Origin of the sequence: Zhouia spongiae, assembly GCF_022760175.1 — a bacterium.
Taxonomy (GTDB): domain Bacteria; phylum Bacteroidota; class Bacteroidia; order Flavobacteriales; family Flavobacteriaceae; genus Zhouia; species Zhouia spongiae.
In genome coordinates, this window is the sequence record NZ_CP094326.1 from 1671025 (window position 1) to 1696454 (window position 25430).

A 25430-nucleotide genomic window follows, 5' to 3' on the forward strand; every position below is an offset into this window, starting at 1 on the left:
CAATGAAAAAGTTAATTTTTGTATTTTTTATACTGCTCGGAACGACATTATCAACCAGCCAGGAATTGGTGTCTCCTGATGGCAAGCTGAAAATGATCTTTTCCATAAGGGAAAAAGGAATGCCGGCCTATGAATTATTATATAAAGAACGTCAGGTTATAAAACCGAGCAGACTTGGTTTTGAGCTGAAAGATGATAAAAGACCATTGCTGGACGGTTTTAAGGTTGTGGAAACCAATACCGGTACATGTGATGAAACCTGGAAGCCGGTCTGGGGTGAGGTAGCCGAGATCAGGAATTACTATAATGAACTGGTCGTTACATTGTTGCAAAAGGAAACAGAGCGGGTAATGGTAGTCCGTTTTAGGCTCTTCGATGATGGGCTGGGATTTCGCTATGAATTTCCCAGGCAAAAAAACCTTGTATATTTCGTGATCAAAGAAGAGCGAACTCAATTTGCCATGACCGGAAATCATAAGGCTTTCTGGATTCCAGGCGATTACGATAGCCAGGAATACGATTATACCGAGTCGAGACTTTCAGAAATTAGCGAACTGTTCGATACCGCTCTGACAGATAATGCCTCGCAGGAACAGTTTTCTAAAACAGGAGTGCAAACTGCCTTGATGATGAAAACGGATGAAGGTTTGTATATCAACCTGCATGAAGCAGCCTTGATTGACTACTCACTGATGAATTTGAACCTCGATGATAAGAAATTTGTTTTTGAATCCTGGTTAACTCCCGATGCTCAAGGTGATAAAGGCTATATGCAGGCTCCGTGTGTGAGCCCGTGGAGAACAGTTATGGTCAGTGATGATGCAAGAGGTATTCTGGCTTCGAAAATGACCCTGAATTTGAACGAACCGAGTAAAATAAAAGACCCTGCGTGGATCAAACCCATGAAATATGTAGGCGTCTGGTGGGAAATGATCACAGGGAAAAGCTCGTGGTCCTATACCGACGATTTCCCGTCGGTAGAGCTTGGGAAAACGGATTATAAAAAAGCAAGGCCAAATGGGATACATGCAGCTAATACAGCTCACGTAAAGGAGTATATCGACTTTGCCGCCCTGCATGGTTTCGACGGTGTTCTGGTAGAGGGATGGAATGAAGGATGGGAAGACTGGTTTGGAAAATCTAAAGATTACGTATTTGACTTTGTAACACCTTATCCTGATTTTGATGTGGAAGCAATCCATACCTACGCAAAATCTAAAGGGGTAAAAATGATAATGCATCACGAAACTTCCGGTTCGGTTCGAAATTACGAACGTCATTTGGATACAGCTTATCAGTTCATGAAAAAATATGATTATCCGGCTGTAAAAAGTGGATATGTAGGAGATATTATACCCAGGGGCGAACATCATTACAGTCAGTGGATAATTAACCACTATCAATATGCATTGGAAAAGGCTGCTGACTATCAGGTTATGGTAAATGCACATGAGGCTGTCCGACCTACCGGAATTTGCAGGACTTATCCGAATTTGATAGGGAATGAGTCGGCCAGGGGGACAGAGTTTCAGGCATTTGGAGGCTCTAAACCGAACCATGTTACGATATTGCCATTTACACGTTTAATAGGTGGCCCTATGGATTATACACCGGGAATTTTCGAAATGGATATTTCAAAGCTCAATCCCAATAATAACTCTCGTGTAAATGCTACAATCGCTAATCAATTGGCACTTTATGTTACCATATACAGTCCGTTACAGATGGCTGCCGATTTGCCTGAAAATTATAATCGGTTTCCCGATGCTTTTCAGTTTATTAAAGATGTTGCGATTGATTGGGATGACAGTAAATACCTGGAAGCCGAACCCGGTAGGTATATCACTGTAGCACGTAAAGCAAAAGGGACTGACAATTGGTTTGTAGGGAACGTGAATGGACTTGATAAAAGAACGTCTAAAATAAGTTTGGATTTTCTGGAGCGAGGAAAGAAATATACGGCAACCATATATGCCGATGCAAAAGATGCTCATTACAAGACCAATCCTCAAGCTTATACAATCAGTACCAAAAAGGTAACCGGAAAATCGAAATTGAGCCTGGACTCTGCCCCCGGAGGCGGATATGCTATCAGTATTATTGAAAATGAATAAAACTTTAAGTGTTGCCTGCTGTCAGGTTGAACGCTCAGATAAACTAAAGCCGAAATCCGGTTTAAATACGAAAATCAGCTAGTTCTCGACCGGACTTAACTGACTGCGGTTTGGGTTACATATAATATAATGCAATATGAACAGAATTCTTCAACTTTTTATGCTGCTATTGCCTTTGGCAATAAGCGCGCAAATAGATAAAATAGAACCGCCTTTTTGGTGGTCGGGTATGAATCACAGTAAACTTCAGATCATGGTATATGGCGATGAAATTGCCCGATACACTCCTGAGGTTAAAAATGCTGTGATTACCGGTATTACCAAAACCGAAAACCCTAACTATGTTTTTATAACTGTTGATACAGAAGGTCTGGATCCGGGTACTTACAACATTGATTTTAAAAAAGGGAAGCGAACGGTATTTACTCATGCCTATGAATTAAAAAAAAGAACCCCGGGTTCTAACATCAGAAAAGGATTTGATGCATCAGATGTTATATATTTACTGATGCCTGATCGTTTTGCTAATGGTAATCCGGCGAATGATTCACATCCGGAATTAACAGAAAAAGTAAACAGGAATTTTGAAGGAGGACGACATGGAGGAGATATACAGGGAATAATAGATCATTTAGATCATATTGAAGCTTTGGGGGCAACCGCCGTCTGGAGCACCCCATTATGCGAGGATAATGACAAAAAATATTCGTATCACACCTATGCGCAAAGTGATGTGTATCGAATAGATCCGCGATATGGGACTAATAAGGATTATCAAAGGCTCTCTGAAGAACTTCATAAGCGTGATATGAAACTGCTAATGGATTATGTTACCAATCATTGGGGGCTGGAGCACTGGATGATTAAAGATTTACCGGCTTACGATTGGATACACCAGTTTCCGGGCTATGCGCAAACTAATTACCGGATGACGACCCAAATGGATCCTAATGCCTCCGGAAGAGACCGGCGGTATTGTATGGATGGTTGGTTTGTACAATCGATGCCTGATTTAAATCAACAGAATCCATTAGTGTTGAATTATCTTATTCAAAATGCTGTCTGGTGGATCGAATTCGCAGATCTGGATGGGTTCAGGGTCGATACTTACTCCTATAATGATAAAGAGGCGATCGCCTTATGGACTAAGGCAATTATGGATGAGTATCCACATTTTAACATTGTTGGCGAGGTATGGATGCACGATCAGGCCCAGATGGCGTATTGGCAGAAGGACAGTAAAATAGGGGCTATCCAGAATTACAACTCTTACCTGCCAAGTGTAATGGATTTCACTTTACACGACGCTGTTACAGTAGTATTCAAAGAAAAGAACCCTACATGGGACAAAGGGATGATTCAGGTGTACGAAAATTTTGTGAATGACTTTTTATATCCTGATGTTAACAAACTGTTGGTCTTTGCTGAGAATCACGATACAGCCCGGATCAATGAACTGTATCCGGACCTTAAAGATTATAAACTGATAATGACTTTGATAGCAACCGTTCGGGGAATGCCTCAGATTTATTACGGAAGCGAAATTGGAATGAAAGGCAATAAAAGTAAAGGCGATGGAGACATCAGACGTGATTTTCCCGGAGGGTGGGCAAATGATGAAAATAATGCTTTTACAGCATCGGGTAGAACAGATCTGCAAAATGAATATTTCGATTTTACATCAAAGCTTTTTAACTGGAGGAAAGGAGCTGAAGTAATACACTCCGGTGAAACCACTCAGTATATTCCGGAAAATGAAGTGTATGTGTTTTTCAGGCATGATAAAGACAGGGCGGTAATGGTGATTGTTAATAATAATCCAGCAGCTCAAACTATAAAACTTGACCGTTTTGCTGAAAACCTGGGCGGATTTTCTAAAGGGGAAGAAGTTCTTTCAGGAAGGGAGACAGGTTTGGATTCAACACTTGGAGTGCCTGCAAAAACAAGTTATATTATTGAACTTAAAAAATAAACAGATGAAGAAAATATGTATTGCCCTAATGGCAGCAGCTGTTTTAGGAGCCTGTAAAAATGAGCCTAAAAAGGATACGGCCGAGTTTGAAGAAAAGAGTGCTTATAAGCCAATTTCTGATGATGTTTTGGAAGAAGGAGTAATCTATGAAGCCAATATTCGCCAGTATTCTGAAGAAGGATCGTTTAATGCTTTTACAAAAGACATTCCTCAATTAAAAGAATTAGGCGTAAAGGTCATTTGGTTAATGCCCGTGTATCCGATATCCGGCACCAAAAGCAAAGGTTCGCTGGGCAGCTATTATGCTATAACCGATTATACCAGTGTGAATCCTGAGTTTGGAACGGTAGATGATTTCAGAAACCTGGTAAAAACGGCACATGACAATGGAATCTATGTGATTTTAGATTGGGTGGCAAACCATACCGGCTGGGACCATGTGTGGATCAAAGAACATCCGGAATATTATACACAAGATGAAAAGGGTAATATTGTAGACCCGCTCAATCCGGAAACGGGAGAATCATGGGGGTGGACAGACGTTGCTGACCTCAGTTATGATAACCCGGAGATGAGAAAAGAGATGATAGAAGAAATGTTGTACTGGGTAAAAGAAGAAAATGTCGATGGTTTTCGTTGTGATGTAGCGCACCAGGTGCCTGTAGACTTCTGGGAAGATGCCATAAAGGAAATCAGGGCAGTAAAACCGGTGTTCATGCTGGCGGAGGCAGAACAGCCTGAACTTTTAAAAAATGCTTTTGACATGCAGTATGCCTGGGAAGGGCATCATATTATGAATGAAATAGCCCGGGAAAAGAAGAATGTAAAAGCCTGGGATCACTATATGAAGAAAAATGACACACTATTGGAGGATGACGATATATTTATGAATTTCACGTCTAACCATGATGAAAACTCGTGGAATGGAACTGTGTTTGAAAGAATGGGAGATGCTGCGGAAACTTTTGCAGCCATGTCTTATTGCATCCCGGGAATGCCTTTGATCTATAGCGGACAGGAATACGATATGAATAAAAGACTACTGTTTTTTGAAAAAGATACAATTGTAAAGAAGAAGGGTAGGTTTTATCCTTTCTATCGGAAAATGGGTGCTTTAAAAAACAACCATCCGGCTCTTAAAGGAGGGAAGAAAGCAGCAGCTTACAAGCGGATCACAACTTCAGAAGACACTGCATTGCTGGCTTTTGAAAGGTTTTCAGGTGAAAATAAACTAATTTTTATAGCTAATCTGTCGGGAGAGGATGTAAAGGCATCAATAGATTATAGCGGAAAATTTAAGAACTATATGACAGATGATGATGTAGAGTTAAAAGCTGAGATCGAATATGAACTCCAGCCTTGGGAATATTTGATTCTTGTTCAGGAATAAGTAAAAGAGCCGTCTGAAAAGTACTATCTGATTGTCAGCAGTGATCACCGAAGGGCTCAACCATACATTCAGTTATTATAAAGACTTTTTAGACGGCTTCTGCTTCTTATGAAGTTTTTTGATATACCAATCCGATAACTGCACCGATAATTCCGTAGAAGAGAATATCTACAACAGCTTCGGTGATGGTTCCGGTCATATCCATTAGATCGGATGTTGAGTACCATAACAGTCCGAGGCCAAAGCCTACAAAAATACCGATCCAGGCTCCAAATGAAAATCCGCTGGAAGCACTGTAATTCCCGGAGCCCCATTTTCCATAGAGGGTACTCATTGCAAATGACATAATGAGGTTAGAAAGTGCAAGTGTACCCATGTTGGGCATTTCTCTCATGATATTATTTGTAGCATGCTCTTCGAAATATCCGGCAAGAGCAAAACCCCAAACAGCATACCCTAAAAAGAAGAAAACAACCGTAGCAATTACGGTTGCCAGTAAGTTGGTCTTTGAAAACATAATCGATTTGTTTTTAACAGGTTAATGTTTTTTAAAAATACGTTTTTTTTATAATCAATTAACACAACCCTAACTTTTTAATCGGATTTAATATTAAATTTGCAGGCTGAAATTATTGAAGCTGAAGATGATAGAAAGAAGATATAAAGTTCGGCATGAAAAAAATAAGTATTGTTTGTTCAGTGATGATCTCACTGTTTGTTGTTAGTTGCATGGAAAAAAAGCATCCGCTTGTAATAGGGCACCGGGGAGCTGCCGGTTACGAAACAGAGAATACAATACCATCTATTAAAAAGGCGATTGAATTAGGTGTTGACGCCATCGAGATAGATGTTTTTAAGATAAAAAGTGGTGAGATCGTTGTTTTTCACGATGCCAACCTAAAAAGACTTGCCGGAACAGATCTTAATATAGAAGAACTGACGCTGGCAGAACTTGAGGACATACGGCTGGAAAACGGAAGCAGGATACCCCAACTAGGCGAGGTTCTCGACGTCATCGATAATAGAGTTCGCCTCAATATTGAGCTGAAAGGCGCCGGTACTGCGAGAGGGGTTCATAAGATTGTTTCAGATTGTATAAATAATGGAGGCTGGGCATATGGTAGTTTTATTATCAGCAGTTTTAAGTGGGATGAACTTAAAAAGATACGTGAGCTGAATAATAAAATACCGATCGCTGTTTTGATATCAAAGAACCCTTTAGATGCGCTTGAGGTTGCAAATACACTGAAAGCTGAGGCTATTAATCCGAATTATAAAAGCCTTACAGCGCTTAATGTGGAGATTATCAGGAACAACGGCTTTAAGATTTATCCGTGGACAGTAAATGAAGCCGCAGATATCCGGGAAATGAAAGATTTTGAGGTAGATGGAATTATCTCCGACTATCCTGACAGGGTAAAACAAGATCAGGAGGTTCTGGAACCTGTACTTTAATTATTCTTATTGCCATATCTTTGCCTTTATGAATTACGATGTGTTAATTGTAGGAGGTGGAGCTGCCGGCTTTTTTGCTGCTATACATATTGCGGAAGCAAATCCTGAACTTAAGATAGCGATTTTAGAAAAAGGAAAAGAAGTCCTGACCAAGGTCAGGGTTTCCGGGGGAGGGCGTTGCAATGTAACGCATGCTGAATTTATGCCCAATGAATTAGCTAAATACTATCCCAGAGGGGAAAGAGAGCTCAAAGGTCCGTTTCATACTTTTTGCAGTGGTGATACCATTGCCTTTTTTGAAGAAAAAGGCGTCGCTTTAAAGGTAGAGGAAGATGGACGGATGTTTCCGGTTACAGATTCTTCGGAGACCATTATTGATTGTTTTTTAAAGACAACAAGGAGGTACGGTATAGATGTTTTAACGGGGCATGCGGTAAAAGAAATATCGTATTCGGATGTATGGCAGTTAACAACCGGAAAGGGAATTTTCAAAGGAAAAAAATTACTTGTTGCAACGGGCAGCAGCCCGAAGGTATGGAAGCTGGTGCAAGCCTTGGGGCATACCATTATTCCTCCGGTACCATCGTTGTTCACATTTAATATTTCGGACAGGAGGATCAGAGACCTTCCCGGTTTAAGTACGATAGCGAGTGTAAAAGTCTTAAATACGAACCTGAATACGGAAGGCCCGGTACTGATTACGCATTGGGGATTGAGCGGGCCGGCCATTTTAAAGCTCTCCGCATGGGGAGCAAGAGACTTAAACAGATTGGATTATAAATTTAAAGTTAAAATCAACTGGCTATATAACTCTTCGACTGATGATGCATTGGTTGCGTTGCGGCAAGTGAAAGAGAACGAAGGAAAAAAACGGGTGTCGAGCGTAAACCCGTTCGATATTCCCAAAAGGCTTTGGTTTTCTGTACTGGAGGTGGCCGGAGTAACTGAGAAAATGCGGTGGGCTGAGATCAATAAAGAACAATTGATTTTAATTGCAGAGCAACTAACCCGGGCAATTTTTACTGTTGATGGAAAAAGTACTTTTAAAGAAGAGTTTGTAACAGCAGGTGGTATTGACCTGAAGGAAATTAATTTTAAAACTTTTGAAAGTAAAATTCACAAGAACCTTTATTTTGCAGGAGAGGTGTTAAATATTGACGCTGTAACGGGTGGATTTAACTTTCAGAATGCATGGACCGGTGCTTTTATTGCGGCTAAAGCTATTTCGGATTAGTTGAGCCTCCATACTTCAAAGTTCAGGATGGCTGCAAAACATACCCAGATAAAATACGGAATTAACATATAGGCAGCTTTTCTGTTTACCACTTTAAACCATTTGATGGTAAGAACAATGAGTACGAGTAATGTGAGTATGACCAAAAACCCCCAAAGAGGTTTTTTAAAGCCAAAAAAGACGATGCTCCACATGGCATTCAACAGTAACTGAAATACAAAATGGTACATGGCCGTTTTAACCCACTTGTGATAGAAGCCATGGCTCCATACAATACCTGCTGCTATTCCCATCAGAATGTATAAAACAATCCAGACCGGAGCAAACAACCAATCCGGAGGTGTAAAAGGAGGTTTGTTCAGGCTATGATACCAGGTGTCTACAGACGATTGGGTGGCCATACTTGCAAACAATCCGGTAAGTAAACAGACCAACACACAGATAATGATATTTCGAACAAGCCTTTTTCTCATATGGTTAGGGGTTAGCATGTGTACTAAAATAGCAATTTATTTTTGATGTAAGATAAATTGATCGAAAGAGTTAAACCATGATAATTGTTATGTAATATATCTTTGGGTTATCTTTGCCTAAATTTAGATTTAATGACTGAGAACGATTTTGTTTCGCCGGCAGGTACGGGCGATTTAAGAGAGGGGGCCGTCACCTGGAAATCTCCGAGCAATATTGCGCTGGTAAAGTACTGGGGCAAGAAAGAAAACCAGATACCGGCAAACCCTTCGATAAGTTTTACCCTTGATCATTGTGCTACCACAACAACACTCGGATATGCAAAAAGAAAGGAAGAGCAGTCTGGTGAATATTTTAGTTTCGACCTGTTGTTCGAGGGAAAACCCAAACCGGAATTCAGGAGTAAAATAATAAAGTTTTTCGAAAGGATAGAAAAGTACATGCCCTTCCTGAAGGATTATCATTTTTCTATAGATACATCAAATTCATTTCCTCATAGTAGTGGAATTGCATCGTCTGCGAGTGGTATGAGCGCATTGGCTTTGTGTTTAATGAGTGTGGAGAAGTCGTTAAACCCCGAAATGTCTGATGAATTCTTCAATCAAAAAGCGTCATTCCTGGCTCGTTTGGGGTCTGGGAGTGCTTGTAGGAGTGTTGAAGGCGAAATAGTTGTCTGGGGGACTAATGATTGTATGTTGAAAGCTTCGGACCTGTATGGAATTAAATTTTCGTATGAACTGCACCCTGTGTTTCGAAACTATCAGGATACAATTTTACTGGTAGATAAAGGACAAAAACAGGTGAGTAGCAGTGTAGGCCATAATTTAATGCATGGACACCCTTTCGCAGAAAGGCGTTTTAAACAGGCAACAGAGAATTTGTCTGATTTAACAACCGTTTTACAGGCCGGAGATCAGAAGGCTTTTATAGCGATTGTCGAGAGTGAGGCCTTGACATTGCATGCCATGATGATGACAAGTCTTCCGTATTTTATTCTGATGAAACCCAACACGCTTCATATCATAAATAAGATTTGGCAATTCAGGTCGGAAACAAAACTGCACCTCTGTTTTACCCTTGATGCAGGAGCTAATGTTCATTTATTATATCCTGAGAATGAAAAAAACGAGGTTTTGGAGTTTGTTAAGAATGAGTTAGTTGCGTATTGTGAAAACGGGCAGTATATTTGCGACCAAATTGGATTGGGAGCCTCTTTAATGAAAAATTAAAAATGATTCAGGTGTTTTAGTTAGGATCATTTTTCAGATGAAAGATAATATTGTAAAAAATAAGAGTATTGATTTTGCTATAGAGGTAGTGAGGCTATACAAGACTTTAATGTTTGAAGAGAAGGAATATGTAATGTCAAGGCAGTTGTTAAAGTCAGGGACTTCAATTGGAGCTAACATTAGGGAAGCTAAATTTGCACAATCTAAACCTGACTTTAATTAGTAAAATGAGTATAGCACTAAAAGAAGCAAATGAAACTGATTATTGGTTAGAGTTATTATATCGAACAGATTTCATTACTGAAGAAACTTTTCATAACTTTAAGTGTAAATCTAAAGAATTGATTAAATTGCTGGTAACTATAGTGAAAAATGCAAAAAAATAATTATTCATTTTTCATTATTAACTATTAATTGAAACGATGAAAGGACCTTTGTTTTATTCAAAAATATTACTCTTTGGAGAATATGGAATCATAAAAGATTCCAAAGGCTTGTCTATACCATATAATTTTTACAATGGTGCTTTGAAATCGAGTGAGGATTTATCTGATGAAGCCTTAAAGTCGAATAGATCCCTCAGGGAATTTGCAGCATACCTTGAAGGTCTTCAAAAGGATGAAAGTCCTGAGGTGTCTTTTGATATCGATAAGCTGAAGGCAGATATAACAGCCGGAATGTATTTTGACAGTAGTATCCCTCAGGGTTATGGAGTAGGAAGCAGCGGGGCTTTGGTGGCGGCTATTTATGATAAGTATGCTTACAATAAAATTACTGTCCTGGAAAACTTAACAAGAGAGAAGCTGTTAACCCTGAAAGAGATTTTTGGTAAAATGGAATCGTTTTTTCACGGAAAGTCTTCCGGTCTGGATCCGTTAAACAGTTATCTGAGTATTCCTATCCTTATCAACTCCAAGGATGATATAGAACCAACGGGGATTCCGTCCCAGAATACAGATGGCAAGGGTGCTGTCTTTTTGCTGGATAGCGGAATGGTCGGTGAGACCGCTCCGATGGTACAGATTTTTATGGAGAATATGAAGAATGAAGGGTTTCGCAAAGTTATAAAAGAACAATTTGTTAAACATACAGATGCCTGTGTAGATGACTTTTTGAAAGGGGATTTTAAATCCCTTTTTAAAAATATCAAGCAATTATCTCATGTGGCTTTTGATCATTTTAAACCGATGATACCAGCCCAATTCCATAAGCTTTGGAAACAGGGGATAGATACAAATGATTATTACCTTAAACTATGCGGTTCAGGGGGAGGCGGATATATCCTGGGCTTTACGGAAGATTTTGAAAAAGCAAAGAATGCCTTAAAAGATTACGAGCTGGAGGTGATCTACAATTTTTAAAGACGGGCTATATGCTAAACCGAAAGCAAAAAATGAATTTGCTCAAGTTATTGAGTTTGTTTTCGGTAGTTCGGGGCTATAACATATGGGTTATAGTATTGGCCCAGTATCTGGCCTCTATTTATATTTTCTCATCGCATTTACCGCTCCGGAAAGTTATTTTTGATGGCAACCTGTTCGCTATTGTAGCTGCTTCAGCTTTAGCTATAGCTTCAGGATATATTATCAATAATTTTTACGATGCAGAAAAAGATCTTATAAACCGTCCGAAGAAAACCATGTTGGACAGGCTGGTGAGTCAGCGCTTTAAGTTAACAACGTATTTTATCCTTAATTTTCTTTCGGTAATTATCGCAAGTTATGTTTCTTTCAGGGCTGTTGTCTTTTTTTCAGCCTACATATTTGGAATATGGCTGTATTCGCATAAATTAAAAAAGGTGACCTTCCTGGGTAATATAATTTCAGCGACTTTAGCAATTACTCCTTTTTTTGCCGTATTTATCTATTATAAAAATTTTGATCTGGTCATTTTTGTACATGCGGTGTTCTTATTCCTGATTATTCTTATCCGGGAAATGGTGAAGGACCTGGAGAATATGAAGGGAGATTTGGTATACGGATATCAGACGATACCTATTAAATACGGGGAGGGCGTTTCAAAATGGTTTATATCGGCCCTTACGGTACTTACATTAATTCCCTCCTATTTGCTGATTTCAAAGTTTGAAGTAGGGTATATGGATATCTTTTTTTACAGTTGTATGGGCTTGTTGGTTTGTTTTGTCGTGATGTTGTGGAAGGCGACCTCTAAAAGACAGTATGTACTGATCCATAATTTGTTGAAATTTATAATCGTTTCAGGGGTCTTCAGTATCTTGCTTATCGATATGAATCTGGTGTGGAACCGGATATTCTAGAGCCTGTTTAATTGGGTTTTCAGTTTCAAACCAAAGACTTCTAATATCTTATGTCGTACATCTGACATTATTCATCTATCTTTGCCAAAAATAGAGAGTATATGAGTAGGCAAGATAATTCTGATAAAGGTAAATTTCGCGGCAGACAAGGCAACGAGAACAGAAAGCCTTCCGGCAGAGGCGGGAGCAGGAAAAAAAGTTTTGCTAGAGGGAATGCACCGATAAAGAAAACCCCTTTATTAAAGAATAATAAGCCAGATGATGGTAAGGTCCGTTTGAATAAATATATAGCAAACTCCGGGGTTTGTTCGAGAAGGGATGCGGATATCTATATTACCTCTGGGAATGTGTTTGTAAACGGGGAGGTTGTTACTGAACTAGGATATAGGGTGAATATCACCGATGAGGTTAAATTTGACGGTAAGATAATCAATCCGGAGAAAAAGGAGTATATCCTGCTAAATAAACCTAAAGGATTTATTACCACGACAAGTGATGAACGTGGAAGGAGGACCGTTATGGATTTGGTGAGAGGTTCTACGAGATCAAGGATCGTTCCTGTGGGGAGACTCGACAGAAATACTACGGGTCTGTTGTTGTTTACCAATGATGGGGATCTTGCCAAAAAGCTGACACATCCCAAGCATGGGATCCGAAAAATATATCATGTAAAATTAAACCGAAACCTGCTGCATGAAGATCTCAGAAAAATTGCTGATGGGTTGAAATTAGAGGACGGACCTGTACAGGTAGATGAGATCAGTTATATAGAAAATGCATCGAAGAGTGAGGTTGGAGTTAAGATACATAGCGGAAGAAACAGGATTGTCCGTAGAATCTTTGAACACCTTGGTTATGAGGTGGTGAAACTGGACAGAGTTGTTTTTGCCGGTTTAACCAAAAAAGACTTGCCAAGAGGAACCTGGAGAAGGTTGAATGAACAAGAAGTGAATAACTTGAAAATGTTATAGACAAGAGCCGGAATTTCGGATGTTTTTTGTCAAACCGTAGCATTTGATTGAGCGATAAAAATCTAAGAATTACATAAATTGAAAAGAATAGAAATCCGGGCATGTGTCCGGATTTTTTATTGCCATAAACACAACAATTGGGTATGATCCATGATCCTCCCCAATGATCCTTAAACACCCTTTTAAAACCAAAAAACCACAACCATTTCAAAATGAATCAGTTGTGGCTTTTAGTGGTGGTGCCTCCAGGAATCGAACCAGGGACACAAGGATTTTCAGTCCTTTGCTCTACCAACTGAGCTAAGGCACCAGTTGCTTGCAGTATTACTGCGTTTGCGGGTGCAAATATAGGTGCAAAAATAATAACTGCAAAAGAATTTTTAAAAAAATCGGTTTTGTACCTTTACATTTTTAATCCGATACTATGAATTTGATTGTCGATGCCGGTAATACTTTTATGAAACTGGCTGTTTTTCAGAGAGAAAAAGTCATTTATGAAAGCAAGATAGAGGAACAGGATTTTTTAAAAGAGATTACAAAAATTTTTAAAAATTTCCCGGAAACCTCCAGGGCAATCATTTCTTCAGTGTCAAAATGCCCGGAAGTGTATGTTAAGGCACTGTCTGTTTTTTGCAAAGTTCACCTGCTCACACCTAAGTCAAAAGTGCCTTTTATTAATAAATATAAGACTCCTGAAACACTGGGGATGGATCGCGTAGCACTGGTTACTGCGGCTTTTTATACGAGTAAAAGCAAAAATACGCTCATTATAGATTCCGGAACATGCATTACATACGATTTTGTGAATGCAAACGGTGAGTATCTGGGGGGAGCTATTGCTCCCGGAATTAAAATGAGATTCAAAGCTTTAAACAAGTTTACTGCGAGGCTGCCTCTTGTAGCGGACGAGTGTCCGGAAAAATTAATAGGAAACTCTACTGAAACGAGTATAGCTTCAGGAGTTTTAAACGGAATGGTGTTTGAAATCGATGGTACAATAGATGAATATCAAAGGAATTTTAAAGATTTAACAGTTATTTTAACAGGAGGGGATTCACATTTTTTGTCTAAAAGACTAAAAAATACCATATTTGCCAATCCGAAAATCCTTCTAGAAGGACTTAATTATATTTTAGAACTCAATAAAGACTAATGATAAAAAGAATTTTTGTTGCCTTTACACTCATGATGGTGGGGGTTGGTTTTGCACAAACAAATGGTAGTCCGTCTCCTTATTCGTATTTTGGTGTAGGACAAGCAAAGTATAACAATACTGCCGAAAGCAGAGCAATGGGAGGCCTTAGTGTCTATTCGGATAGTATTCATGTTAACCTGGCAAACCCTGCTTCTTATTCTAAATTGAGTTTAACGACCTACACTGCCGGACTTTCCTATAGTTCTCTGGGGCTTAAAACGGACAGTGCAAACGAGAATGCATCTACCGCCTCTTTCGATTATCTGGCTTTAGGGGTGCCTGTTTCCGATAACTTTGGTTTCGGGTTTGGTATTCAGCCGTACTCAACTGTTGGTTACAGATTGCAGACTCTTGAAGAAAGCGAAGACGGGCCTACAGTATTGAACAGGTATTCTGGAGATGGCGGAGTGAACAAGGTGTTCTTGTCTATGGGATATCAGGTGTTCAAAGGACTTAGTGTTGGGGTCACAGGGAGTTATTTGTTTGGGAAAACCGAACATAAGTATTTGGGGTTAAGAGACGATATAAGATATGGTACCCGCGAAATAAGTAAGTCGAAGTATAAAGGTTTTGATGTAAAGGCGGCCATCAATTATGAAGGTGAGATTAATGACAGGTTGTATTGGCAGTCATCTTTTATGTATTCTCCTGAGTCGATTCTTATTTCTGAAAACTCAAGGGAGATAGCAACCGTTTTGATCAATAACAATGGAGAAGAAGCCCCAAGGGATGTTCAGGATGTAGACCTGGCTTCTGAAGGTTTGGAAAGCCTGAATTTATCTATCCCACAGACGTTTACTGCCGGATTAGGGATCGGTGAAAGGAAAAAATGGTACCTTGGTGCCGAGTTTGAATTAAAAAAAACCAGTAAATTTGACAATAAGTTTGAAAACTTTGGGCGTTCTTCATATGAAAATGCAGAACGGTTTTCTGTAGGAGGGTATTATATCCCGGATTACGATTCTTTTACCGGCTATTGGAAGAGGATTGTCTATAGGGCAGGATTGTATAACGGGAGAACAGGCTTAAAGGTGAATGGGATGCCTACCCATGATTTTGGCATGACTTTTGGAGTTGGTCTACCGTTGGGTGGCTATGTGCCGACAACAAATGTATTTCAGCAGTTTGCCGGAATGTTTTCGAACTTGAATGTTGGGGTAGAATTTGGTAAAAGAGGAAGTACGCTTTACAACAGGGTTCAGGAAAATTATTTCAATGTAAATATAGGACTGTCATTTAATGATAGATGGTTCGTGAAAAGAAAGTATGATTAACCGCAAATTATTTAATGAGATGAAAAAGAAATTTATGGCAATGTTGGCGCTGGTGGGTGTCGTTGGTTTTGCAGGAGCTCAGGCTCAAAATCCAGATTGTGCGCAAAACCTGTCAATTTTTGCAGAACATGGAAAAGTTAAGAATTACGATGCTGCATATGAACCCTGGAAAATGGTATATGATAACTGTCCTAGCCTTAACTGGGCAACGTTTTATTATGGCGAAAAGATCTTGCTGAATAAAATAGAAAAAGCGTCGGGAGAAGAGAAGAAAGGATATATCAAGGATTTAATGGCCATGTATGACAACTCTATCAAGTTTTTTCCGGATAGATACGATCAGGCGGATATAGCTATTGATAAGGCGTTATTGATGAAAGATGAAAACCTTGGGTCTAAAGAGGAAATATACAACATTCTCGATGGTGCATTTAAAGCAGATAGAGAAAATTTCACCAACCCGAAAGGACTTTATTTATATTTTTCTTTGTTAGTTGACCTTCAGGAAGAAGGTAAAAAGGATCTTCAGGACGTTTTTGATAACTATGATGAGGTGACTGAAAAAATTGATGAAGAGACTTTAAAGTTAGGTAAAATAGCGACTTCCCTTGCTGCAAAAGAAGACGAAGGGACGCTTACATCAAAAGAAGAGAAAAAGTTAAAAGCAGTTAGAATCAATGGGGGTTCATACGAAAAAGTGTCTTCAAGTATCGATGCTAAGTTAGGTAATCTTGCAGATTGTGATAAACTGGTTCCGTTATATGAGAAGAATTTTGGAGCTAAAGAGGGTGATGCTACCTGGTTGAAGCGAGCATTGTACAGGCTGGATAATAAAGAATGTACAGATGGAGAGATCTATGTAAAAGTAGTAGAGGCTTTGCACAAATTAGAGCCTTCTGCATCTTCTGCATATGGATTAGGAACACTTAACGATAAGAAAGGAAATTCGGCAGAAGCGTTAAAATATTATAATGAGGCTGTATCGTTAGAGACGGATAATGTTAAAAAGTCGAGATTGTTGTTAAAAATAGCTTCTAAATACTCCAAATCCAGCAAGTCTAAATCATACAGTTATGCACAACAAGCGATAGAAGCGAATCCTGCTAACGGTAGTGCTTATCTTTTACAGGCGTATTTGTATGGTAACAGTGCTAACCAGTGTGGTAGTACGACTTTTGAGAAAAAGGCAGTTTATTGGTTAGCAGCTCAAAGAGCAGACAGAGCGGCACAAATGGATCCATCTGTAAAAAGCAAGGCATTAAGTGCAGCATCCAGATATAGAGGTTTGGCTCCGTCCAGAACTGAGATATTTAACTCGGGGATGGCAGGTAAGACGATCTCACTTAGCTGTTGGATTGGCGGGAGCGTAAAGGTTCCTAATCTCTAAGATGAAAGTAATATTTAGATATAATTTTTTTAGCATTGTCACAGTATTCGCTGTGACAATGTTTTTTTCATGTCAGGGTCAGCTGGAAGACGTGAAAGATATAAATACAGCCCAAAGGGTGCCTTCGGGTATAGCTGAAAATTTTAAGTTGACTTACACTGATTCTGGGAAGGTAAAAGCCATTCTGACGAGTTCGTTAAATTACGACTTCTCAAATCAGAAATTTGAATTCCAGGAATTTCCGAACGGGCTTTATGTTGAGTTTTTTGATGATCAGAATAACAAAAGTACCGTCACCGCCGATTACGGGATCATGTACTCGCAAACCAGTCTTGTAGATCTTCAGGGAAATGTAGTGCTGGAAACATATGACGGAAAAAAACTAGAGGCTCCCCAGTTGTATTGGGATCAGAAGAATGAGTGGGTTTTTACCGAAAAAGAGTATACGTTTACCAGCGATGATCTTAATATGTCTGGTACGGGAATTGATTTTAATAAAGAGTTTTCTATAGTAAATTCACACGAAAATACCGGAAGTGCAGTCGTTAAAGAATAGAGTTTGTAGTAAAAAAATTGTATTTTATGAGATAATGGCTATATTTATTAATAAAAATAATTAATAAATGAGGCTTTTTATATTTTTTTATACCCTGGGACTTTTTCTGGCTAACGCTCAAAATGAGGATTGCTCATTGAATCTTCAGTTTTTTTATGATTATGCAAAAGGTGAAAATTACGACGAGGCATTTGGGCCTTGGAAAATGGTCTATGAGAAATGCCCTAGCCTTAATTATGCGACCTTTTACTATGGGGAGAAAATTTTAAATTATAAGGTAAGTAATTCTACTGGTGAAGATCAAAAAGCATTTGTGGCAGATCTTCTTGTTTTTTACGATGATTATTTAAAGTATTTTCCAGAAAAGTATGGTAAGGCCGATTATGCGACTGATAAAAGTTTGCTAATGAATTCTTATGCATTGGCGACAGATGAAACGATTTATGCTTTTCTAGATGATGCTTTTAAAACCGATAGGGCTAATTTTAAAAATTTTAAAGGATTGTATTTGTATTTTTCTGTGATAGTAGATCTGCATAATAAAGGAGTAAGAGATCTTCAGGATGTATTTGATAATTATGACGAAGTAAGTGCCAGGTTGGATGAAGAGGCTTTGAGTCTAGCTCAAATGGCAGTTTCTTTGATTGAGAAAGAGGATGCCGGGACATTGACTTCCAAAGAGAAGCAGAAATTGAATGCGGTTAGGAAGAATGGATCTGAGTTAGAGAAGATTTTGGTCAGTATCGATGCTAAGTTAGGTAATCTTGCAGATTGTGATAAACTGGTTCCGTTATATGAGAAGAATTTTGGAGCTAAAGAGGGTGATGCTACCTGGTTGAAGCGAGCATTGTACAGGCTGGATAATAAAGAATGTACAGATGGAGAGATCTATGTAAAAGTAGTAGAGGCTTTGCACAAATTAGAGCCTTCTGCATCTTCTGCATATGGATTAGGAACACTTAACGATAAGAAAGGAAATTCGGCAGAAGCGTTAAAATATTATAATGAGGCTGTATCGTTAGAGACGGATAATGTTAAAAAGTCGAGATTGTTGTTAAAAATAGCTTCTAAATACTCCAAATCCAGCAAGTCTAAATCATACAGTTATGCACAACAAGCGATAGAAGCGAATCCTGCTAACGGTAGTGCTTATCTTTTACAGGCGTATTTGTATGGTAACAGTGCTAACCAGTGTGGTAGTACGACTTTTGAGAAAAAGGCAGTTTATTGGTTAGCAGCTCAAAGAGCAGACAGAGCGGCACAAATGGATCCATCTGTAAAAAGCAAGGCATTAAGTGCGGCATCCAGATATAGAGGTTTGGCTCCGTCCAGAACTGAGATATTTAACTCGGGGATGGCAGGTAAGACGATCTCACTTAGCTGTTGGATTGGCGGGAGCGTAAAGGTTCCTAATCTCTAAGATGAAAGTAATATTTAGATATAATTTTTTTAGCATTGTCACAGTATTCGCTGTGACAATGTTTTTTTCATGTCAGGGTCAGCTGGAAGACGTGAAAGATATAAATACAGCCCAAAGGGTGCCTTCGGGTATAGCTGAAAATTTTAAGTTGACTTACACTGATTCTGGGAAGGTAAAAGCCATTCTGACGAGTTCGTTAAATTACGACTTCTCAAATCAGAAATTTGAATTCCAGGAATTTCCGAACGGGCTTTATGTTGAGTTTTTTGATGATCAGAATAACAAAAGTACCGGAAGTGCAGTTGTAAAAGAGTAGATTCTGTAATAAAATGTATCTTTGTTGAAAATAGAAGCTAGATGAAGTTTTTCAGGGTTTTTGAGATCGTATACCTGGTGATAGGGGTGATCTCGGTTTTCGAAGTAGTATCAAATTGGAATACCGACCGGAATAGATCGTATCTTTTTCTGTTGTTTGCCGTCGTGTCTTTTTTTATGTTCTTTTTCAGAAGAAGATACCGTAAGAAGTTTCAGAACAGGCAAAAAAAATAAAGCATGGGCACCACAATTGTGATCATCATTGTCTCTTTGCTGTTTTCAGCATTCTTTTCCGGAATGGAGATCGCATATGTCAACTCCAACAAGATTCATATTGAGATAGAAAAACTGCAAGGAGGTTTTCTTTCAAAAATACTGACCAAGCTTACTAAAAGGCCATCAAAGTTCATTACTACGATGTTGGTGGGGAACAATATAGCACTAGTGATTTATGCTTTTTATATGGGGAGTTTACTGGTGTCCTGGATGTATCCTCAATATATTGGTTTTGAAGCGTTGCCCGCGGAAATTATTCTGGTACAAACCTTATTGGCGACATTGGTTTTGCTGATTACAGCCGAATTTTTACCAAAGACCCTTTTTCAGATATATTCCAATACCTTGCTGAAAGTTTTGGCGGTGCCAGCCTATGTATTCTATAAGCTGTTTTCTGTGGTTGCGGAGATTGTGATATGGATATCTGACTTTGTTTTGCGAGTATTTTTTAAAGTGGAAGGCAATACGGAGAGTATTGCATTCAGTAAAGTAGAATTGGGTGATTATATCACAGAACAAATGGAGCAGGTTGATGAAGATGAAGATGTTGATTCGGAAATCCAGATATTTCAGAATGCATTGGAGTTTTCCGATCATAAAGCACGTGACATCATGATTCCCAGAACTGAAATATGTGCTGCGGAAGTGCATGAACATCCTAAAAGTCTTGTCGGGAAATTTGTAGAAACAGGATATTCGAAAATACTGGTCTATAAAGATACGATCGATGATATTATAGGTTATGTGCATTCATTTGAATTGTTTAAAAAGCCGAAAACCATAAAGAGTGTCATGCTTCCGGTAGAGTTTGTTCCGGAAACTATGCCTATTAGTGATATTCTGGGAGTGCTTACCAAAAGACGAAAAAGCATTGCTGTGGTACTGGATGAGTACGGAGGTACTTCGGGAATCTTAACCGTAGAGGATATTGTTGAAGAATTGTTTGGGGAGATTGAAGATGAACACGATACCATTGAATTGCTTGAAGAAAAGATTAACGACCAGGAATTTAATTTTTCTGCCCGGCTGGAAGTGGCATATGTTAATGAGACGTATAAGCTGGAGCTCCCTGAGAGTGAACATTACGATACTATTGGAGGACTTATTGTAAGCCGTATTGGAGATATTCCGGAAAAAGGGGAAAAGATAAAAATAGACAACTTTCAATTTAAAGTCTTACAGGCAACTAACACAAAAATAGAATTGCTTCACCTGAAAGTGTTAGAAGACGATTAAAATGCCTTAATTATTATCAGGGCAGGTTTTTATTATTGTAAAAAAGTGCTATTTTCGCCATCTAATATTTAATAATATAGATGACAGATGGCTATTCTTGGAAAAATTAGAAGTCGATCATTGATCTTGATCCTCGTTATAGGATTGGCGCTATTCGCTTTTGTGATATCGGATTTATTTAACAATAATGCTTTTTCATCAACAAAATCAGATGTTGGTGAAATAAACGGGAACCCTATTTCCCGTGAAGGGTTTGCCCAGAAAGTAGATAATTTGTCCAGGCAGTATCAGGGACGTGCTTCTACGATGCAGGTTGTTAATCAGGTGTGGAACCAGGAAGTGAGGACTGCTTTATTGGAAGAACAATTTGAAGAGTTAGGGATTAATATCGAAAAGGACCAGATTATCAATGTTGTAAAATCGAACCCTCAGTTGGCTTCGAATCCTGCATTTTTGAATGAAGCAGGGGTGTTTGATACCGGTAAATTTGTTGAATATATAGCAGACTTAAAGGCTAATAACCCGTTGGCATACCAGCAATGGGAAATTCAGGAAAATGCACTGATAAATGCATCAAAAGAACAATCGTACTTCAACCTTATCAAAGCAGGTGTGGTGGCTACGTTAAAAGACGGAGAGGTTGCTTATCAGCTTGAAAATGATAAAGTGGACTTCAAATATGTACAGGTTCCTTATTCGTCTGTTGCAGATAGTACCATTACGGTAACCGATAGCGAGATATCTTCGTATATCAAAGATCATAAAAAAGAGTTTGAAGGAGATGCAAGCAGGAACATACGTTTTGTGTTCTTTGAAGAGAAACCTTCGGAGCAAGACGAATTAACAATTGAGAAAGAGGTTGCGGACCTTCTAAATAGTAGCGTTGTTTATAACAATGCTACCCAGACAAATGATACTGTTCAGGGGTTTGCGGGTTTGTCTAAAGATCATGTGGCGGAATTTGTTGCGAAACATTCAGATATACCTTTTGATACTATATATGTGACAAAAGCACAACTACCGGCTCAATTCAGTGATACTTTGTTCAATTTGAATATTGGAGAGGTTTTTGGTCCTTATAAAGATGGTGAGACATACAAGCTTACTAGGATGATGGCGAAAAGAGACGGAGGAAACGTGAAGGCCAGCCATATTTTGATAGGTTATGAAGGTTCGGGAGTAAATCTTAAAGAAAACAGAACCAAAGAACAGGCAGAAGCCCTGGCGAAAGAAGTGTTGGCAAAGGTTAAGGCCGGAGAAGAATTTGCTACTTTGGCCGGTGAATATTCCGAAGATCCCGGGTCTGCTTTCAGTGGAGGAACTTACGATAACATTTTCCCTGGTCAGATGGTGAAACCATTTAATGACTTTATTTTTGACAACGGAATAGGGAGTGTTGATGTAGTTGAAACAGATTTTGGATTTCACGTTATTAAAATAGAGGACAAATACAATGTAGTGCAATTGGCTACTATTTCCAGAAAAATACTTCCGTCAGAAGAAACTACTAACGAATTGTATACCAGTGCAACCAGGTTTGAGATGGATGCCGCCAGTGCTGAAGCTGATAAGTTTACTGAAATAGCAAAAGAATCGGATTATGTGGTTCGTCCTGTAAATAACATTATCGCATTGCAGGAGATTATCCCGGGATTGGGAGAGCAGAGAGGACTTGTGCAATGGGCTTTTAAAGAGGAGACTAAAGTTGGTGACGTATCCCGATTTAATGTTTCCGGAGGTTATGCAATCGTGCAGCTTACCAGAAAGACCAAAGAAGGTTTGATGTCTGTTGAGAATGCAAGAGCAATTGTAACGCCTATAATCAGAAAACAAAAGAAAGCAGCTAAAATTATTGAAGCTAATCAGGGTAAGTCGATAGATGAATTGGCTGGTTCTAATAATGTGACAGTTAGGACAGCTTCGGATTTAAATATGAAGACTCCTAGCATTGCCGGTGCAGGTAGAGAGCCCAGAGTGGTAGGAACAGCATTTGCTTTACAGGAAGGGAGTACTTCCGGTTTAGTAGAAGGAGAGAATGGAGTTTATATGGTTCAGCTTACCAGAAAGAAGCCTGCGGCTACATTAGATAACTATGCCCCGTATGCTACGACTCAAAGAACCACTAACAGAGGCAGGTCTGCCGGAGCTGCGTTTAGTGCTCTTCGTGAAAATGCAGAGATAGAAGATAACAGAGCTGATTTCTATTAAGAGGTCATCTTTTTTCCAGATAAGTTAAAAAGCCTCCGTCAGGAGGCTTTTTTGGTGTTATGTTTTTCAGCAAGGTTTTATCATTTGATCATAAGAGAGGATCGTACCGTAGCCTTTTTTCTTAAAATAAACAGGAGTGTCTTGATTGCCTGTGGCCATAATAAAATCACCTCCCCAGGCGCCAAGGCTTTTAATACTCCCTTTAAAATCAGGAAAGAGAATCTCTTTTACAGGTTGAATTTCAATAACCCCAGATATGATTGTCTCATGGATATTGATTAGGTTGTTAAATTCAATGATATCGTCGCATTCAATGATCCTTTTTGTGATCTCTTCAATTTCCTGAATGGACTTTGATTTATGGCCGTCTTGAAGGCTTTTGTATCGCTTAATACCTTCCCTGCTGTTTTGCTTTTGATTTAAATGAATAAAATAGATCCGATCGGTGAATGGGGGGTGAAAGGTGGTTTCTTTCACGTGCGGTTTGCCTGCATCCAGCCGATATAAAATCGGGCGGTCGTGCTGAGCACAGGCAATGTCGTAGCCACTTCCGCCAAAGGTTTTGTTCGATAACTCAAAAGCATCGACTCCTGCCCATCGAGCCATATTGTTGATAAGGGTAGATGAAGACCCTAGCCCCCAGTCTTTGGGGAAATCCATCTTTGAAATAACTTTAAAGCCTGAATGCCCGCTTAAAAAAGACGTATTTAAAGTCTTTGCTTTTTTCAATAGGTCGATGAGGCTTTTTTCTATATCATTCGTTGGTTCGTCTGTGAGTGATAAATCGAATTCAGCAGACAGCCATGTGTTTCCACAATGGTCCAGGCTCAACCAGTCGATATATCCGCTATTGTTTTCTTCTATCGTCATCACCTGTCCGAACCTTGTGGGGAGCGCAAAGCTCAAAGCCCCGTCAAGGACGAGATATTCACCCGTAATTAATAATTTTCCATTACTGTGAAATTCCTTCATTACAGCGTTTTTGTCCTGAGGTTGTTGAATTCTTTTATGACGTCACTATGTGTTACCGTTTTGTCTTTAAAGATATCGGCAACCTGTTTTTTCTCATTTTCTGTGGCTCCGAGCTGATTTAAAATATTCATTAAATGCATCTTCATATGGCCTTTCTGGATTCCTGTAGTGATAAGAGAGCGTACGGCAGCAAAGTTTTGGGCTAGACCGGCAACAGCAACAATCTGCATTAATTCTCTGGCAGAAGGTTTGGAGAGCATTTCTAAAGCCAGTTTAACCAATGGGTGTAAACTGGTTAATCCGCCAACAGTTCCCAATGCCAGCGGTATTTCTATCCAGAATTTAAATATGCCATTTTCTACGGTAGCGTGTGTCAGGCTGGAATAAGAGCCGTCTTTTGAGGCGTAAGCATGGATTCCGGCTTCAACAGCCCGGAAGTCGTTACCGGTTGCTAATACTACAGCATCAATACCGTTCATAACGCCTTTGTTGTGCGTTACAGCTCTATGCGGTTCTGCTTTGGCTATATCGATGGCCCGAACAAATTTTTCTGCAAAATCTACCGGGGATATGTTTTTATCCTCATTAAGTTCTTCTACATTACACGATACTTCAGCTCTGACGAGGCAGTTTGGGACGTAATTAGAAAGGATGCTCATTACAATTTGGATGTCTTTTTCTTCCTCGGTAAAGTCCTCGTTTCTGGCGGCCCCTTCTTTGAAGGTTTTGGCGAATTGCTCCAGGCAGCTATTGATGAAATTTGCTCCCATGGCATCCAGGGTATCAAAAGTAGCGTGTAATTGGTAGTAGTTGCTCAGCTTGTCTGTTTTGTCTTTTAAAACAATGTTCAGGATGCCTCCCCCTCTTTTCCGCATATTTTTTGTGATCCCGTCGGTAGTTGCGATCAAAGAAGGTTTGATTTCATTAAAAAACCGGATCAGTTTTTGCTTATCTCCATTGTACATAAAATGTACCTGGCCTATTTTTTCAGTCGAAAGCACTTCGGCTTTAAATCCGCCTCTTTTCAGCCAGTATTTGGCAGCTTTGCTGGCTGCTGCAACTACCGAGCTTTCTTCAAGGCACATCGGGATGGAATACAAGTGTCCGTTAATTGAGAAATTAGGTGCCACCCCAAACGGAAGGTAGTAATTGGTGATGGTGTTTTCTATGAATTCATCATGGAGCTTTTGTAAACCCGCATCAGTATTCCAATATTGCTTTATAATAGAGACAGCGTCTTTTCTGTCCTGAAAATAATGGCTTGCCAGCCATTCTATTTTCTCTTCTTTCGAGAGTCTTGAAAATCCGTCTACTGGTTTTTTCATGGTTAAATCTGTTTCAAAAAACAAAGATAATAATTAAGAGGCCCTTTTTAATGTAAATACAAACGCTTGTTTTTTCTTTTAAATTGGCAATTCTAAGGAACGTTTAACTAAAAAAGTTTATATTTCTGTGAAATAATTAGTAAACTTGACGG

24 protein-coding genes and 1 tRNA gene are annotated in these 25430 nt (G+C 39.2%); 20 read left to right on the forward strand and 5 right to left on the reverse strand.

The features are described from left to right. The first annotated feature begins 2 nt into the window (after positions 1-2). The 3 genes from MQE36_RS07260 to MQE36_RS07270 all read left to right on the forward strand — a co-directional run bounded on the left by MQE36_RS07260 (position 3) and on the right by MQE36_RS07270 (position 5476). Positions 3-2114: a glycoside hydrolase family 97 protein gene (locus tag MQE36_RS07260; RefSeq protein WP_242938501.1), complete on the forward strand. Its 2112-nt coding sequence runs from the start codon at positions 3-5 to the stop codon at positions 2112-2114. Between the two features lie 136 nt (positions 2115-2250). After that, positions 2251-4086 carry a glycoside hydrolase family 13 protein gene (locus tag MQE36_RS07265; protein ID WP_242938502.1) on the forward strand — a complete coding sequence of 612 codons (1836 nt, stop codon included), beginning with the start codon at positions 2251-2253 and terminating at the stop codon, positions 4084-4086. Positions 4087-4090: 4 nt separating this feature from the next. Continuing rightward, a complete protein-coding gene (locus MQE36_RS07270) occupies positions 4091-5476 on the forward strand; it encodes an alpha-amylase family glycosyl hydrolase (protein ID WP_242938503.1) in 1386 nt (461 codons plus the stop codon). A 106-nt stretch (positions 5477-5582) separates the two neighbouring features. Here MQE36_RS07270 and MQE36_RS07275 read toward each other — a convergent pair whose 3' ends face one another. Next, positions 5583-5993 (reverse strand): hypothetical protein, encoded by a 411-nt coding sequence (locus MQE36_RS07275; protein ID WP_242938504.1) that lies wholly within the window; start codon positions 5991-5993, stop codon positions 5583-5585. Between the two features lie 155 nt (positions 5994-6148). Between MQE36_RS07275 and MQE36_RS07280 the strand changes: the two genes are divergently transcribed. Beyond that, positions 6149-6931, forward strand: coding sequence for a glycerophosphodiester phosphodiesterase (locus MQE36_RS07280; protein ID WP_242938505.1), 783 nt, complete (start codon positions 6149-6151; stop codon positions 6929-6931). Positions 6932-6959: 28 nt separating this feature from the next. After that, positions 6960-8165, forward strand: a complete 1206-nt coding sequence (locus MQE36_RS07285) for a BaiN/RdsA family NAD(P)/FAD-dependent oxidoreductase (protein WP_242938506.1) — start codon at positions 6960-6962, stop codon at positions 8163-8165. Here MQE36_RS07285 and MQE36_RS07290 read toward each other — a convergent pair. Next, on the reverse strand, positions 8162-8638 hold the full coding sequence (locus MQE36_RS07290; protein WP_242938507.1) for a TspO/MBR family protein: 477 nt from the start codon (positions 8636-8638) through the stop codon (positions 8162-8164). The genes MQE36_RS07285 and MQE36_RS07290 overlap by 4 nt on opposite strands. 132 nt (positions 8639-8770) lie before the next feature. On the opposite strand from MQE36_RS07290, the gene MQE36_RS07295 reads away from it, so the two are divergent. The 6 genes from MQE36_RS07295 to MQE36_RS07315 all read left to right on the forward strand — a co-directional run bounded on the left by MQE36_RS07295 (position 8771) and on the right by MQE36_RS07315 (position 13114). Continuing rightward, complete coding sequence (locus MQE36_RS07295) at positions 8771-9865, forward strand: diphosphomevalonate decarboxylase (RefSeq protein WP_242938508.1); 1095 nt, start codon at positions 8771-8773, stop codon at positions 9863-9865. A 37-nt stretch (positions 9866-9902) separates the two neighbouring features. After that, the gene (locus MQE36_RS17025; RefSeq protein ID WP_341461494.1) at positions 9903-10088 is read left to right on the forward strand and encodes a four helix bundle protein; all 186 of its coding nucleotides are present in this window, start codon (positions 9903-9905) and stop codon (positions 10086-10088) included. 4 nt (positions 10089-10092) lie between these two features. Continuing rightward, positions 10093-10251 (forward strand): four helix bundle protein, encoded by a 159-nt coding sequence (locus MQE36_RS17030; RefSeq protein WP_341461495.1) that lies wholly within the window; start codon positions 10093-10095, stop codon positions 10249-10251. A gap of 36 nt (positions 10252-10287) precedes the next feature. Further along, complete coding sequence (locus MQE36_RS07305; protein ID WP_242938509.1) at positions 10288-11226, forward strand: mevalonate kinase family protein; 939 nt, start codon at positions 10288-10290, stop codon at positions 11224-11226. An 11-nt stretch (positions 11227-11237) separates the two neighbouring features. Next, the gene (locus MQE36_RS07310) at positions 11238-12143 is read left to right on the forward strand and encodes a geranylgeranylglycerol-phosphate geranylgeranyltransferase (protein ID WP_242938510.1); all 906 of its coding nucleotides are present in this window, start codon (positions 11238-11240) and stop codon (positions 12141-12143) included. A gap of 101 nt (positions 12144-12244) precedes the next feature. Then, positions 12245-13114, forward strand: a complete 870-nt coding sequence (locus MQE36_RS07315; protein WP_242938511.1) for a pseudouridine synthase — start codon at positions 12245-12247, stop codon at positions 13112-13114. 234 nt (positions 13115-13348) lie between these two features. Here the strand turns inward: MQE36_RS07315 and MQE36_RS07320 are convergent. After that, positions 13349-13424, reverse strand: a tRNA-Phe gene (locus MQE36_RS07320). Between the two features lie 114 nt (positions 13425-13538). Between MQE36_RS07320 and MQE36_RS07325 the strand changes: the two genes are divergently transcribed. The 9 genes from MQE36_RS07325 (at position 13539) to MQE36_RS07365 (ending at position 22981) form a co-directional block, all read left to right on the forward strand. Continuing rightward, positions 13539-14267 (forward strand): type III pantothenate kinase, encoded by a 729-nt coding sequence (locus MQE36_RS07325; protein ID WP_242938512.1) that lies wholly within the window; start codon positions 13539-13541, stop codon positions 14265-14267. Further along, positions 14267-15583, forward strand: a complete 1317-nt coding sequence (bamG, locus tag MQE36_RS07330) for a BamG family beta-barrel-assembly machinery protein (protein WP_242938513.1) — start codon at positions 14267-14269, stop codon at positions 15581-15583. Before MQE36_RS07325 ends, bamG begins: the two co-directional genes overlap by 1 nt. Before the next feature lie 19 nt (positions 15584-15602). Then, positions 15603-16970 (forward strand): hypothetical protein, encoded by a 1368-nt coding sequence (locus tag MQE36_RS07335; protein ID WP_242938514.1) that lies wholly within the window; start codon positions 15603-15605, stop codon positions 16968-16970. Position 16971: 1 nt separating this feature from the next. Continuing rightward, positions 16972-17526 carry an LPS export ABC transporter periplasmic protein LptC gene (gene lptC, locus MQE36_RS07340; protein WP_278286647.1) on the forward strand — a complete coding sequence of 185 codons (555 nt, stop codon included), beginning with the start codon at positions 16972-16974 and terminating at the stop codon, positions 17524-17526. A gap of 67 nt (positions 17527-17593) precedes the next feature. Next, the gene (locus MQE36_RS07345; RefSeq protein WP_242938516.1) at positions 17594-18946 is read left to right on the forward strand and encodes a hypothetical protein; all 1353 of its coding nucleotides are present in this window, start codon (positions 17594-17596) and stop codon (positions 18944-18946) included. 58 nt (positions 18947-19004) lie between these two features. Then, positions 19005-19262 carry a hypothetical protein gene (locus MQE36_RS07350; protein WP_242938517.1) on the forward strand — a complete coding sequence of 86 codons (258 nt, stop codon included), beginning with the start codon at positions 19005-19007 and terminating at the stop codon, positions 19260-19262. A 41-nt stretch (positions 19263-19303) separates the two neighbouring features. Further along, positions 19304-19495, forward strand: a complete 192-nt coding sequence (locus MQE36_RS07355) for a DUF6526 family protein (RefSeq protein ID WP_242938518.1) — start codon at positions 19304-19306, stop codon at positions 19493-19495. Between the two features lie 3 nt (positions 19496-19498). After that, entirely contained in the window at positions 19499-20773 is a 1275-nt protein-coding gene (locus MQE36_RS07360) for a hemolysin family protein (protein WP_242938519.1), read from the forward strand. An 87-nt stretch (positions 20774-20860) separates the two neighbouring features. Then, positions 20861-22981: a peptidylprolyl isomerase gene (locus MQE36_RS07365; RefSeq protein ID WP_242938520.1), complete on the forward strand. Its 2121-nt coding sequence runs from the start codon at positions 20861-20863 to the stop codon at positions 22979-22981. A gap of 66 nt (positions 22982-23047) precedes the next feature. Here the strand turns inward: MQE36_RS07365 and MQE36_RS07370 are convergent, their stop codons facing one another. Both MQE36_RS07370 and MQE36_RS07375 read right to left on the reverse strand, forming a co-directional pair. Then, positions 23048-23953, reverse strand: a complete 906-nt coding sequence (locus MQE36_RS07370; protein WP_242938521.1) for a GYDIA family GHMP kinase — start codon at positions 23951-23953, stop codon at positions 23048-23050. Next, positions 23953-25278, reverse strand: coding sequence for a hydroxymethylglutaryl-CoA reductase, degradative (locus MQE36_RS07375; protein WP_242938522.1), 1326 nt, complete (start codon positions 25276-25278; stop codon positions 23953-23955). The genes MQE36_RS07370 and MQE36_RS07375 overlap by 1 nt, the downstream gene beginning before the upstream one ends. Between the last annotated feature and the right edge of the window lie 152 nt (positions 25279-25430).

Coding starts and splice junctions, on each gene's coding strand:
- lptC (WP_278286647.1), top strand. CDS start 16,972: ATGAAAGTAATATTTAGATATAATTTTTTTAGCATTGTCACAGTATTC.
- MQE36_RS07275 (WP_242938504.1), bottom strand. CDS start 5,993: ATGTTTTCAAAGACCAACTTACTGGCAACCGTAATTGCTACGGTTGTT.
- MQE36_RS07325 (WP_242938512.1), top strand. CDS start 13,539: ATGAATTTGATTGTCGATGCCGGTAATACTTTTATGAAACTGGCTGTT.
- MQE36_RS07370 (WP_242938521.1), bottom strand. CDS start 23,953: ATGAAGGAATTTCACAGTAATGGAAAATTATTAATTACGGGTGAATAT.
- MQE36_RS07265 (WP_242938502.1), top strand. CDS start 2,251: ATGAACAGAATTCTTCAACTTTTTATGCTGCTATTGCCTTTGGCAATA.
- MQE36_RS07375 (WP_242938522.1), bottom strand. CDS start 25,278: ATGAAAAAACCAGTAGACGGATTTTCAAGACTCTCGAAAGAAGAGAAA.
- MQE36_RS07310 (WP_242938510.1), top strand. CDS start 11,238: ATGCTAAACCGAAAGCAAAAAATGAATTTGCTCAAGTTATTGAGTTTG.
- MQE36_RS07285 (WP_242938506.1), top strand. CDS start 6,960: ATGAATTACGATGTGTTAATTGTAGGAGGTGGAGCTGCCGGCTTTTTT.
- MQE36_RS07280 (WP_242938505.1), top strand. CDS start 6,149: ATGAAAAAAATAAGTATTGTTTGTTCAGTGATGATCTCACTGTTTGTT.
- MQE36_RS07350 (WP_242938517.1), top strand. CDS start 19,005: ATGTTTTTTTCATGTCAGGGTCAGCTGGAAGACGTGAAAGATATAAAT.
- MQE36_RS07365 (WP_242938520.1), top strand. CDS start 20,861: ATGGCTATTCTTGGAAAAATTAGAAGTCGATCATTGATCTTGATCCTC.
- MQE36_RS07260 (WP_242938501.1), top strand. CDS start 3: ATGAAAAAGTTAATTTTTGTATTTTTTATACTGCTCGGAACGACATTA.
- MQE36_RS07345 (WP_242938516.1), top strand. CDS start 17,594: ATGAGGCTTTTTATATTTTTTTATACCCTGGGACTTTTTCTGGCTAAC.
- MQE36_RS17025 (WP_341461494.1), top strand. CDS start 9,903: ATGAAAGATAATATTGTAAAAAATAAGAGTATTGATTTTGCTATAGAG.
- MQE36_RS07335 (WP_242938514.1), top strand. CDS start 15,603: ATGAAAAAGAAATTTATGGCAATGTTGGCGCTGGTGGGTGTCGTTGGT.
- MQE36_RS07295 (WP_242938508.1), top strand. CDS start 8,771: ATGACTGAGAACGATTTTGTTTCGCCGGCAGGTACGGGCGATTTAAGA.
- MQE36_RS07270 (WP_242938503.1), top strand. CDS start 4,091: ATGAAGAAAATATGTATTGCCCTAATGGCAGCAGCTGTTTTAGGAGCC.
- MQE36_RS07290 (WP_242938507.1), bottom strand. CDS start 8,638: ATGAGAAAAAGGCTTGTTCGAAATATCATTATCTGTGTGTTGGTCTGT.
- MQE36_RS07315 (WP_242938511.1), top strand. CDS start 12,245: ATGAGTAGGCAAGATAATTCTGATAAAGGTAAATTTCGCGGCAGACAA.
- bamG (WP_242938513.1), top strand. CDS start 14,267: ATGATAAAAAGAATTTTTGTTGCCTTTACACTCATGATGGTGGGGGTT.
- MQE36_RS07360 (WP_242938519.1), top strand. CDS start 19,499: ATGGGCACCACAATTGTGATCATCATTGTCTCTTTGCTGTTTTCAGCA.
- MQE36_RS17030 (WP_341461495.1), top strand. CDS start 10,093: ATGAGTATAGCACTAAAAGAAGCAAATGAAACTGATTATTGGTTAGAG.
- MQE36_RS07305 (WP_242938509.1), top strand. CDS start 10,288: ATGAAAGGACCTTTGTTTTATTCAAAAATATTACTCTTTGGAGAATAT.
- MQE36_RS07355 (WP_242938518.1), top strand. CDS start 19,304: ATGAAGTTTTTCAGGGTTTTTGAGATCGTATACCTGGTGATAGGGGTG.